This window comes from Micromonospora yasonensis (genome assembly GCF_026013475.1).
Taxonomy (GTDB): Bacteria; Actinomycetota; Actinomycetes; order Mycobacteriales; family Micromonosporaceae; genus Micromonospora; species Micromonospora yasonensis.
In genome coordinates, this window is the sequence record NZ_JAPDPH010000226.1 from 1 (window position 1) to 11,313 (window position 11,313).

The window sequence follows — 11,313 nt, forward strand, 5'->3', positions numbered from 1 at the left end:
GGGCGGCGATGGCGAGGGTCGCGGCCACGAGGCCCTTGTAACCGAAGATCGGCTTCCGGGAGAAGACCGGGATGATCTCGGTGATGATGCCGAAGAACGGCAGCGCGATGATGTAGACCTCAGGGTGCCCGAAGAACCAGAACAGGTGCTGCCAGAGCATCGGCCCGCCGGTTGCCGGGTCGTACACGTGGGCGCCGAGCAGGCGGTCCGCGGCGAGCGCGAAGAGCGCGGCGGCCAGCAGCGGGAAGACCAGGATCGCCAGCAGGCTGGTGACCAGCATGTTCCAGGTGAAGATCGGCATCCGGAACATGGTCATGCCGGGGGCGCGCAGGGTCAGGATCGTGGTGATCAGGTTGACCGCGCCGAGGATGGTGCCCAGACCGGAGATGGCCAGGCCGACCACCCACATGTTCGCGCCCACACCCGGCGAGTGCTCGGCCGTGCTCAGCGGGGTGTACGCGGTCCAGCCGAAGTCGGCGGCGCCACCGGGGCTGATGAACCCGGCGGTGGCCATGGTGCCACCGAAGAGGTACAGCCAGTAGGCGAACGCGTTGAGTCGGGGGAACGACACGTCGGGCGCGCCGATCTGCAGCGGCACCACGTAGTTCGCGAAGGCGAACACGATCGGCGTCGCGAAGAACAGCAGCATGATCGTGCCGTGCATGGTGAAGAGCTGGTTGTACTGCTCGGGCGACAGGAACTGCAGGCCCGGCTGCGCCAGCTCGGCGCGCATGATCAGGGCCATCAGGCCGCCGATCATGAAGAACGCGAACGCGGTGACCATGTACATGATCCCGATCTGCTTCGCGTCCGTGGTGCGCAGCAGCCGCGCGATGGCCGACCCCTTGACCGGCTCGCGGACCGGCCAGGGCCGGGTCACGACCGGCTTGGGTGCGACGGTGGTCACGAGTGGCCTCCGGTTCTCGGTTGTCCCGCTCGGCACGCGCTGGTTTTCTGCGCAGCCGTCATCCGCAAGGAGGATAGTCCCCGGCAGGTGGGGGCGCGGCGTGGGGTGGGCGGCTACGATCATCGCCCCCTTCCGCGCCCGCGGTCACAGCGGGTCCACCAGCAACCGGTAGTGCTCCTGGAAGATCCGTCCGCCGCGTCCGCGCAGCAGCGGGTCGCGCAACGCCGGCGGCACGTCGCGGGTCCGGTTGCGGTCCCGGGTCCGGTCCCGCACCCACTTGGTACGGGGCCGGCGGCGGCTCTCGTACGCGAGCAGGGCGGCGTCCACGCTGCTGGCGGCCTTGAGCGACTCGGCGAGCACCACGGCGTCTTCCAGCGCCATCGCGGCACCCTGCGAGAGGGTGGGCGCGGTGGCGTGGGCCGCGTCGCCGACGAGCAGCACCCGGCCGTGGAACCAGCGCCCCAGTTCGACCTCCTCGGTGGGCTCGGCGTGCACGTGCGCGTCCTCGAGGGCGGCCAGCACCTCACGGACCGGGCCGCCGTAGTCGCCGAACAACTCGTGCAGCCGGGCGAGCGGGTCGACCGGGAGGGTGCTGCCGGCCTCGTCGGCGTAGCAGTGCAGCCGGCCGGCCCCGACCGGCACCAGTAGGAAGCCGGCGCGCTGGCCGAGCAGCGCCGTCCAGTCGGCGACCCGGGGCCCACCCCGGACCAGGGCCCGATAGACCATCTGGCCGGCGGGGCGGGGCGGACCGCCGAGCGCGGCCAGGGTACGCACCGCGGAGCGGGGCCCGTCCGCGCCGATGACCAGGTCGTACTCGGCGCAGGTGCCGTCGGTGAAGCCGACGGCGACGCCGCCGGGCAGCAGTTCCACGGTGCTGACCTCGGCGCCGTGCCGGACCGCTCCGCCGGCCCCGGTGAGCAGGACGCGGTGCAGTTCGGCGCGGGGCACCGCCCGGCACTCCCCCACTCCGGCCCAGAGCGCGTCGAGGTCGACCTCGCAGAGCGGCGCGCCGACGGCGTCGAGGAAGCGCTGCCGGTGGATGAGCTGGCCGAGCGGGCGTACCGGGCCGTCCAGGTCGAGCCGGCGCAGCGCTCGCGCCGCGTTGCCCGGGAGGTAGAGGCCGGTGTCGGCGCGCTCGTCGGGCGGAAGCTTCTCGGTGACGTCGGGCCGGAACCCTGCCAGGCGCAGCGCCCGGGCCACGGCGAGACCGGCGATGCCCGCGCCGACGACGAGAATGCGCAGGGGGGAGCCGTCCATGGTGGTGTACGCCTCCGGAGGGGTTCGGAACGCGCTGGAGGCAAGACACTACTCGCCGCAACCGCCGCACGGTAGGCCCCATCGGCCCTGGCGCGACGCTGCTCGGTAGGGCCGGTCGATCCCGCCGGTCGGGATTCCCTCGTCAACCGATGGAGAGCGGGAACACGCTGCGGCGAAGCCCCCTCACGGACCGTGTTCGGGCAGATCAACTCAACCGACACCGTTGCGCCGTTGTTTCATCCATGTAAATGTATTGCCTTGAGCGTGGGAGCGCTCCCGGCCCAGCCCCCGACACATCCCCTCCCCGCCGAAGGCAAGGAGCATCATGAAGCGTCCATTGAGGGCCATCGCGGCCGCCGGTCTGCTGGCGGCCGGCTCGATCGTCGCCGTCATCCTCGGCGGCACCGCCTCCGCCGACACCCAGATCTGCGACCAGTACGGGTCGACCACGATCGGCGGCAAGTACGTCGTGCAGAACAACCGCTGGGGCACCAGCGCCCAGCAGTGCATCAACGTCACCTCCACCGGCTTCTCCATCACCCGCCAGGACGGGGTGGGGAACACCAGCGGCGCCCCGGTCTCGTACCCGTCGATCTTCGTGGGCTGCCACTACACGAACTGCTCGCCCGGCACCAACCTGCCGGTCCAGGTGAAGAACATCAGCAACGCGCCGAGCAGCATCAGCTACAACTACGTCAGCGGCGCGATCTACGACGCGGCGTACGACATCTGGCTCGACCCCACGCCGAAGAAGGACGGGGTGAACCAGATGGAGATCATGATCTGGTTCAACCGGCAGGGCTCCATCCAGCCCATCGGCTCGCCGGTCGGCAACGCCAGCATCGCCGGCCGGACGTGGGAGGTCTGGCGGGGCAGCAACGGCTCGAACAACGTCATCTCGTACGTGGCGTCGTCGGCGATCTCCAGCCTGAGTTTCGACGTCCTGGCGTTCATCAACGACACGCGCAACCGCGGCGCGATCACCAGCGACTGGTACCTGACCAGCATCCAGGCCGGCTTCGAGCCGTGGCAGGGCGGCGTGGGCCTCGCGGTCAACTCGTTCTCGCAGGACGTCAACACCGGTGGCAGCACGCCCCCGCCGACGACCGCCCCGCCCACCACCGCTCCGCCCTCCGGCAGCGGCTGCTCGGTGAAGTACACCCCGAACGCCTGGAACAACGGCTTCACCGCCGACGTGGCGATCACCAACACCGGCTCCGGCACCATCAACGGCTGGGCGCTCACCTACACCCTGCCGGCCGGGCAGCAGATCACCAGCGCCTGGAACGCCACGGTGACCCAGAGCGGGTCTGCGGTGACCGCGCGGAACCTCAGCTACAACGGCACGTTGGCGCCGGGCGGCTCGACCAGCTTCGGCTACCAGGGGACGCTGAGCGGCACGTACTCGTCGCCGAGCAGCTTCTCGCTCAACGGGGTCATCTGCGCCAAGGGCTGAACCCGGGTGAACGACAAGGGGCGCGGTCCGCAAGGACCGCACCCCTTGTCTACCGAAGGCTCAGGACTCCAGGTCGCGCGTGCGAACCTGGGACACCACGCCGAAGCTGGCGTCCGGACCGTAGGAGAGGCCAAAGCCGGTGCCGGTCACCGTGGCCTCGCTCCGCTTCTCGACGTGCCGAACGCCCTGCTCATCGGTCCAATCGGAGCTGGTCGGCTCACCGGTCGCGGTCCAGGCCACCTCGACCGTCGTGGTGCCGGCGGCCTCAACCTCGGTGCAGTCCTCGGTCTCCTCGGTGAACGTGCAGTGCCGCCGCACCTCCCGGTACGCCAGGTCGGCCTCGACCGTGGTCACCCCGGTCAACGAGAACCTGAACCTGCTCACCGGGACGCCGTAGGCGGTCCGGAAGACGCTGTCACAGACGTACGCGGTATCGGTGGGCGCACAGTGCGAGTCCTGCCACTCCACGTCGATCGTGGTCCGGCCGTCGTCGTCCTTCACCACGTCGAGGTCCATCCCGACGTTGTCGGCGTCGTTGCGGAAGAGAGCGTGCGCGGACCTGGCAATCGAGTCGGCCGACGCCGGGACGGCGGGCAGGAGGGCCGACGCGCCCAGGGCGACGCCAGCAATGATCAGGGTGCTGCGAATACGGGCCACTCTGCTCCTTGTCAGCAGCGGGAACGTGAGCCGCCACTGTAGAAGGTCAGGTCCCGGGTCCGCTGCCCCTTTCCCGGAACGGTCAGCCGCCCAGCGCGTCGATGTCGCGCATCTCCTCGGCGGTGAGCGAGAAGCCGAAGACGTCGGCGTTGGCCCGGATCCGGTCCGGGGTCACCGACTTGGGGATCACCACGATCTCGTGGTCGATGTGCCACCGGAGCACCACCTGCGCCGGGGAGACGTCGTGCGCCTGGGCGATGCGCGCCAGCACCGGGTCGGACAGGTCGCTGGTCTTGAACGGGCTGTAGCCCTCCAGCACCACGCCCCGGTCCTTGTGCGCGGCGTGCACCTGCCGGTCGTACAGGGACGGGCTCCAGCGGATCTGGTTGACCGCCGGGGTCTCCTCGGTCGCCTGGATCAGCTCGTCGATCTGCGCGATCGAGTAGTTGCTCACCCCGACGGCCCGGGTCAGGTTCTCCTCCCGTGCGGCGAGCAGTTCCCGCCAGGCCGGGATGCTGTCGGCCGGCGACGACGGCGGCCAGTGGATCAGCCACAGGTCGACGTACTCGGTGTCCAGGGCGGCCAGGCTCGCCTCGATGGTCTCCCGCTCCCGGCCCACCCGTTCGGGTGGCAGCTTCGTGGTGATGAAGACGTCCTCGCGGCGCAGCCCGCTCTCGTTGACCGCCCGGCCGACCTCCTTCTCGTTGCCGTACATCGTGGCGGTGTCGATGTGCCGGTAACCGGCGTCCAGGGCGGCGAGCACGGCGTCGTACCCCGCCTTGCCGGTGGCCTGCCAGGTGCCGAAGCCGAGCAGCGGCATCCGGACGTCGCCGGGGAGGAGGACGGTGGGCTGGTCGAGGTCCATACCGACGCTTCTACCCGTGATCGACGTAGCCATGCCGCCGACGCGCCGGACGGCGGGGAAACGGACAGAAGTCGCCGGAAGCGGGCGATCGGGCGGAGTGTGCCGCAGAATGCGGGGGTGGGCGACCGGCTGGAGGAGTACCGGCGGAAGCGGGACGCGGCGCGTACCCCGGAGCCGGTGCCGGAGCGGGCTCCGGAGCGGAAACGGACCGGCCGGCGCAAGCCCCGCTTCGTCATCCAGCAGCACCACGCCCGCAGCCTGCACTGGGACCTGCGGCTGGAGCACGACGGCGTGCTGGCCTCCTGGGCGGTCCCCCGCGGCCTGCCTCGCGACCCCGGCCGCAACCACCTCGCCGTGCACACCGAGGACCATCCGATGGAGTACCTCACCTTCCACGGCGAGATCCCGGCCGGCGAGTACGGCGGCGGGCGGATGACGGTCCACGACACCGGGACCTACCGCGCGGAGAAGTGGCGCGACGACGAGGTGATCGTGGTGCTGGACGGGAAGCGGACGAAGGGCCGGTACGTGCTCTTCGCCACCGGCGGTCGAGGCCGGGACTGGATGGTGCGGCGCACCGACCCGGCCCCGGCGGGCTGGACCCCGATGCCCGAGCTGGTCCGCCCGATGCACCCCACCCCGGGAAAGCGGCTGCCCAGGGACGCCGACGCCTGGGGGTACGAGCTGCGCTGGGACGGGGTCCGGGCGATGGCGTACGTCTCCGGCGGCCGGCTGCGGCTGCTCGACGGGACGGACGAGGAGATCAGCGGGGCATACCCCTGGCTGCGCGGCATGGCCGAGGCGCTGGCGCCGACCGAGGCGGTGCTGGACGGCGTGCTGGTCCGGATCGACCCGGCCGGGCGGGTGCACCAGCCCAGCAAGCGGGACGGGCAGTTCCTCGCCGTGGACCTGCTCTGGCTGGAGGGCGTGACCAGCATCGACCTGCCGTACCCGCAGCGCCGGGAGCTGCTCGACGGTCTGGCGCTCACCGGGCCGCACTGGCAGACTCCGCCTTGGTTCCCGGGCGTCGGCGTGGACGCCCTGCGAACCGCCCGCGAACAGGGGCTCCCGGGCGTGGTGGCCAAGCGCCTCGACTCCCCGTACGAGCCGGGTCGGCGCAGCCGGCTGTGGCTGAGCATCGACGCGAGCTGAGGAGCACCCGTGCACCTGACGCACCTGGAATGCCCGCGCTGCGGCCTCGAGCGTCCGGCGGACAAGTTGCAGAACCTGTGTGACTGCGGGTCGCCGCTGCTGGCCCGCTACGACCTGGCGGCGGTGGCCGCGTCGCTGGCCCCCGAGCAGTTCGGCCTGCGCCCGGCCGACCTGTGGCGTTACCGGGAGTTGCTGCCGGTGGCCGATCCCCGGTTCGTGACCACGCTGGGCGAGGGCTGGACACCGCTGCTGCGCGCCCCCGCGTACGGGGCCGAGATCGGGATCCCGGACCTGATCGTGAAGGACGAGGGGCTGACCCCGACCGGGTCGTTCAAGGCGAGGGGCGCGGCGGTCGGCGTGAGCCGGGCCCGGGAGCTGGGCGTCGAGCGGATCGCCATGCCGACCAACGGCAACGCCGGGGCGGCCTGGGCGACGTACGCGGCCCGGGCCGGGATGGGCGCGACCATCGCGATGCCGCTGGACGCGCCGACCATCTGCCGGCGGGAGTGCCGGGCGGCCGGTGCCGACCTGCGGCTGGTGGACGGGCTGATCAGCGACGCCGGGCGCTGGGTGGCCCGGTTGGTCGCCGAGTCGGGCGGACGGATCTTCGATGCCGGCACGGTGCGCGAGCCGTACCGCCTGGAGGGCAAGAAGACCATGGGGTACGAGATCGTCGAGCAGCTCGGCTGGCAGGTGCCCGACGTGATCATCTACCCCACCGGCGGCGGGGTGGGGCTGATCGGCATCCACAAGGCCCTGCACGAGCTGCGCGAGCTGGGCTGGGTGGAGGACAAGCTGCCCCGCCTCGTCGCGGTGCAGTCCACCGGGTGCGCCCCGATCGTCCGGGCGTTCGCCGCCGGGGAGCCGCGGGCCACGCCCTGGGCGGACGCGCACACGGTGGCGTTCGGCATCACCGTGCCGGCCCCGCTGGGCGACGAGCTGATCCTGACCGCGCTGCGGGAGAGCAGTGGCACGGCGATCGCGGTCGACGACGCGGAGATCCTCACCGACCTGCGGGACTTCGCGGCCCGGGAGGGGCTGCTGCTGTGCCCGGAGGGCGCCGCCTGCCTGACCGCGGCCCGGCACCTGCGGGCCGGGGGCTGGATCCGGGCCGGCGAGCGGGTGGTGGTGCTGAACACCGGCGCCGGCCTCAAGTACCCGGAAACGGTGGACGTCTCGGACGTACCGCTGGCGGTCTGACCTCGCCTCAACCCGCCGGCACCACCCGCCCGGCCGTCCGATCCACACCGCGCCGGTCAGGCGGTGGGCGGCTCGTCGCGGCCGGCCGCCTCGGCCGCGTCGGCCTCCTCCTTGGTCCGGTGCACCGCGCCGTCGGCATGGTCGGGTGGGCCGTAGACGGTGTAGAGGACGAGGGGGTTGGGGCCGGTGTTGACGAAGTTGTGCTTCGTGCCGGCGGGTACGACCACCAGGTCGCCGGAGACGACCTCCTTCGTCTCACCGGCCACCCGGGCCTCACCGGTGCCGCTGACGAAGGTGAGGATCTGGTCGATGCCCTCGTGGACCTCCTCGCCGATCTCCCCGCCCGGCGGGATCGTCATGATCACCAACTGGGTGCGCTCCCCGGTCCAGAGCACCCGGCGGAAGTCCGGGCTCTTCTCGGCGACGGTCGCGATCGTGAAATGCTCCATGGCGCGCACATACCCGGTGTGCCATCGGGTCACGCCGGGAAGTCGCAAAAGGTGGAATTCGCCACCCGCCCCGGGTTTGCCCCCCCACCAAACGGGCATCTGGTGCGCAAGGACCGGCGTGCGGCGCCGGTCGAGCCAGGTCCCCGCTGTCGTACCGCCGTACGGCTGCGGTGGTGGGAGACGGCCAGAGCGCGGCGACGTTACGACCCGGGTCGGACGGCGCCGTGCGCTCGTCTGTGCGCGGTGCCGCCGATCCCCGCCCGCGCCGGGGCCAAGCGCCACGGCGACGCCTGGGCGTCAGGCGAGGACGGCCAGGTGGAAGGGACGGTCGACGTGCCCGTCGGCGGCGTACGTCTCGACGAAGACGGCGTTGGGGATGCCGGTACGCGGCGCCACGGCGATGGCGCCCGACGGGGCGAGCCCGTCGCCGCCGGCCGGTCCGACGGTGCCGACGTAGCCGGCGGCGGTCACGTCCTGGTCGAAGACGACCTGGTACATGCCGGCGGCCAGCCGGGTGACCGAGGTGGCGCCGAGCCCTCGGGCCAGCGTGCCGTTGGCGTTGACCACCGCGAAGAGCACGCGGGCGCTGGCCGGCAGGCCGGCCGGGGAGCAGCTCATGATCTGGGAGTCGGCATGCGCGACGTCCTCCGCGCAGGCTACGGGTTGCCCGGCCGCTCCTTTCCTGGATCTGGTGCTGGACATGGCGGTCCTCTCTGCCGCCGTCGGCACCGACGGTGAGGCTGGAGACGGGGCCAGGCGATCAACGGTGATCACCCTCTGTGCTCGAAGCTATGTCGCCAGCCGCCCACCAACCAGCGGCAGAACTGTCCGATCAAGGACAGTCAATCACTTGAGCTGGGAAGATGTCGTCCCCCATGCGGTTGACCAAGTCAGTCGTGGGTCTCCACCACCGGCTCGCCGTCGACGCAGCGTAGCCGCAGCTCCTGCTCACCCGGCGGGCCGACGAAGCGGACCTTCACGTGGTCGTCCGGCCCCCGCTCGACCTCCTTCACCTGGTAGCCCTGAGCGGGGGCCCAGAAGACCAGGCGGACGCCGGACGGTCCGCATTCGGCCACCGCGCGCCCGCCTGCGCCGGAGAAACTGCCGCGTGCCCCGCCGGTCGGAGACGGGCTGGACGGTCCGGCGGTCGGGGTCGGCTCCGGGGTGGCCTCGCGGCTGGGCGGCGGCGACACCGGCTCCGGCGCCGCGAGTGCCCGCTCGACGTCCCGCTGATCCCGGACGCCACCAGGGGTGCCGGTGGTGATGCCGGCCCCGACCAGCTGGATCGCGCCCACCCCGACGAGCGTGGCGGCGACGGTGGCGGCCAGCCAGCCGACCGCGGCGAGGATCGGATGACGGCCCATGTGCCGAGTGTCCCCGAGGAAAGGTTGGGCCGGGCACCGGGGAACCCTAAAGCTGGGTTAACGAGGTTCGGCCCGGGCGACGCCGGCGGCTAGCCTGCGGTGGTGGCCCGGCTGCTGCTCATCGAGGACGACCTGACGATCCGTACCCCGCTGATCCGCGCGCTGCGCGAACGCGGCCACGCGGTGGCCGCGGCATCGACCGCGATGAGCGGACTGCGCGACGCGCTGGACGACCGCCCCGACCTGGTCGTGCTCGACCTCGGACTGCCCGATCTGGACGGTCGTGAGCTGCTGCGGATGCTGCGGACGGTCAGTTCGGTGCCGGTCATCGTGGCCACCGCCCGGGACGACGAGACCGAGATCGTCCGGATGCTCGACGCGGGCGCCGACGACTACCTGGTGAAGCCGTTCACCGCCGCGCAACTGGACGCCCGGGCCCGGGCGGTGCTGCGCCGGTCGGCCGGCGAGCCCGGGGTGGCGGTGCTGGTGGTGGGCGGCCTGCGGGTCGACCCGCGGTCCCGGCAGGTGAGCCTGGACGGGGTACCGGTGGAGCTCACCCCCCGCGAGTTCGACCTGCTGCACCACCTCGCGGCCCGCCCCGGGCAGGTGGTGACCAAGCGGGAACTGCTCACCGAGGTCTGGCGGATCCCGTACGGCGGCGCCGACAAGACCGTTGACGTACACCTGTCCTGGCTGCGCCGCAAGCTGGGCGAGAGCGCGCAGGAGCCGCGCTACCTGCACACCGTCCGTGGGGTCGGGGTCCGGCTGGACGTTCCCGGGACGGGCCGGTGAGGGGCCGGCTGGCGCTGCTCGTCGCGGCCGTCAGCGTGCTCGTGCTGACCGCGTTCCTGGTGCCGCTGGCGCTGCTGGTGCGTACCGTGGCCGCCGACCGGGCCACGGTGCGGGCGACCGCCGACGCGCAGAGCCTGGTGCCGGTGGTCGGCAGCGCCGACCCGCAGACGATCCGGCTGACCGTCGAACAGCTCGGCGCGGAGTCCGGTCGTGAGGTCAGCGTGTTCCTGCCCGACGGCACCGTGCTCGGCGCGGCCGTGCCGCGTACGCCGGCGGTGGCCCTCGCCGCGCGGGGGCAGAGCCTGACGGTCGAGTCGGCCGCCGGCCGGGAGGTGGTCATCGCGGTCCAGGGCCGTCCGGACGGCACCGGGGTGATCCGTACGCTGGTCCCCCGGTCGGAGCTCACCGCCGGGGTGGCCCGGGCCTGGCTGGTGCTGGCGCTGCTCGGCGTGCTCCTGGTGGTGGTCGGGTTGATCGTCGCCGACCGGCTGGCCGGCACCCTGGTACGGCCCATCGCTGAACTCGCCGCGGTCTCCCACCGGCTGGCCAACGCCGAACTCGACGCCCGGGTCGCCCCGGCCGGACCGGCCGAGCTGCGTGAGGTCGCGGGCGCGCTGAACCACCTGGCCGGGCGGATCCAGGTGTTGCTGCGCGAGGAACGGGAGCAGGTGGCCGACCTGTCGCACCGGTTGCGCACCCCGTTGACCGTGCTGCGGCTGGAGGCCGAGTCGTTGCGCGACCCGGATGACGTGGCCCGGCTGACCGCCGCGGTGGACGGCCTGGAGCGGGCGGTAACCGGGGTGATCCGGCAGGCGCGCTGGCGCAGCGCGACGGCGGACGCCGGGGCCGGCTGCGACGCGGCGGCGGTGGTCGGCGAGCGGGTGGCGTTCTGGTCGGTACTCGCCGAGGACACCGGCCGGACCGTGACCCTCGACCTCGCGGCCGGCCCGCTGCCCGTCGGGGTGGCCGCAGACGAACTGTCCGCCGCGGTGGACGCCTTGCTGGGCAACGTCTTCGCGCACACGCCGGACGGCACGCCGTTCACCGTCCGGCTCGCCCCCCAGGCGGGGCAGGTGGTGCTCACCGTCGCGGACGCCGGACCGGGCATGCCGGCCGGTCCGGTCCGGCGGGGCGCCAGCCGGGCCGGGTCGACGGGGCTCGGCCTGGACATCGCCGACCGGGCCGCCCGGGCCGGCGGTGGCGGGGTTGGGGTT

At 72.5% G+C, this 11,313-nt stretch carries 12 protein-coding genes; 5 read left to right on the plus strand and 7 right to left on the minus strand.

All coding sequences use genetic code 11. The annotated features are described in order from the left end of the window. Together ONA70_RS30135 and ONA70_RS30140 are read right to left on the minus strand one after the other, a co-directional pair. Positions 1-907 (minus strand): cytochrome c oxidase subunit I (locus tag ONA70_RS30135; RefSeq protein ID WP_265009886.1); only part of this gene is annotated, 907 nt, incomplete at its 3' end. Between the two features lie 144 nt (positions 908-1,051). Then, on the minus strand, positions 1,052-2,164 hold the full coding sequence (locus ONA70_RS30140; RefSeq protein WP_265009887.1) for an FAD-dependent monooxygenase: 1,113 nt from the start codon (positions 2,162-2,164) through the stop codon (positions 1,052-1,054). Positions 2,165-2,489: 325 nt separating this feature from the next. Between ONA70_RS30140 and ONA70_RS30145 the strand changes: the two genes are divergently transcribed. Next, positions 2,490-3,620 (plus strand): GH12 family glycosyl hydrolase domain-containing protein, encoded by a 1,131-nt coding sequence (locus tag ONA70_RS30145; RefSeq protein WP_265009888.1) that lies wholly within the window; start codon positions 2,490-2,492, stop codon positions 3,618-3,620. 60 nt (positions 3,621-3,680) lie between these two features. Here the strand turns inward: ONA70_RS30145 and ONA70_RS30150 are convergent, their stop codons facing one another. Both ONA70_RS30150 and ONA70_RS30155 read right to left on the minus strand, forming a co-directional pair. Next, on the minus strand, positions 3,681-4,277 hold the full coding sequence (locus ONA70_RS30150) for a hypothetical protein (protein ID WP_265009889.1): 597 nt from the start codon (positions 4,275-4,277) through the stop codon (positions 3,681-3,683). A gap of 82 nt (positions 4,278-4,359) precedes the next feature. Further along, a complete protein-coding gene (locus ONA70_RS30155; protein WP_265009890.1) occupies positions 4,360-5,142 on the minus strand; it encodes an aldo/keto reductase in 783 nt (260 codons plus the stop codon). 117 nt (positions 5,143-5,259) lie between these two features. On the opposite strand from ONA70_RS30155, the gene ONA70_RS30160 reads away from it, so the two are divergent. Both ONA70_RS30160 and ONA70_RS30165 read left to right on the plus strand, forming a co-directional pair. Beyond that, complete coding sequence (locus ONA70_RS30160; protein ID WP_265009891.1) at positions 5,260-6,294, plus strand: DNA polymerase ligase N-terminal domain-containing protein; 1,035 nt, start codon at positions 5,260-5,262, stop codon at positions 6,292-6,294. Positions 6,295-6,303: 9 nt separating this feature from the next. Continuing rightward, entirely contained in the window at positions 6,304-7,494 is a 1,191-nt protein-coding gene (locus ONA70_RS30165) for a threonine synthase (protein ID WP_265009892.1), read from the plus strand. Positions 7,495-7,550: 56 nt separating this feature from the next. On the opposite strand, the gene ONA70_RS30170 is transcribed toward ONA70_RS30165, so the two are convergent. From ONA70_RS30170 to ONA70_RS30180, 3 genes are all read right to left on the minus strand, one after another. Further along, complete coding sequence (locus ONA70_RS30170; RefSeq protein ID WP_265009893.1) at positions 7,551-7,943, minus strand: cupin domain-containing protein; 393 nt, start codon at positions 7,941-7,943, stop codon at positions 7,551-7,553. 297 nt (positions 7,944-8,240) lie between these two features. Then, positions 8,241-8,645: a hypothetical protein gene (locus tag ONA70_RS30175; RefSeq protein ID WP_265009894.1), complete on the minus strand. Its 405-nt coding sequence runs from the start codon at positions 8,643-8,645 to the stop codon at positions 8,241-8,243. Positions 8,646-8,833: 188 nt separating this feature from the next. Continuing rightward, complete coding sequence (locus tag ONA70_RS30180; RefSeq protein WP_265009895.1) at positions 8,834-9,307, minus strand: septum formation initiator; 474 nt, start codon at positions 9,305-9,307, stop codon at positions 8,834-8,836. 102 nt (positions 9,308-9,409) lie between these two features. Here ONA70_RS30180 and ONA70_RS30185 point away from each other — a divergent pair, with 102 nt between their 5' ends. Then, the gene (locus ONA70_RS30185) at positions 9,410-10,099 is read left to right on the plus strand and encodes a response regulator transcription factor (protein WP_265009896.1); all 690 of its coding nucleotides are present in this window, start codon (positions 9,410-9,412) and stop codon (positions 10,097-10,099) included. Further along, positions 10,096-11,313 (plus strand): sensor histidine kinase (locus ONA70_RS30190; protein ID WP_265009897.1); only part of this gene is annotated, 1,218 nt, incomplete at its 3' end. The genes ONA70_RS30185 and ONA70_RS30190, both read left to right, overlap by 4 nt.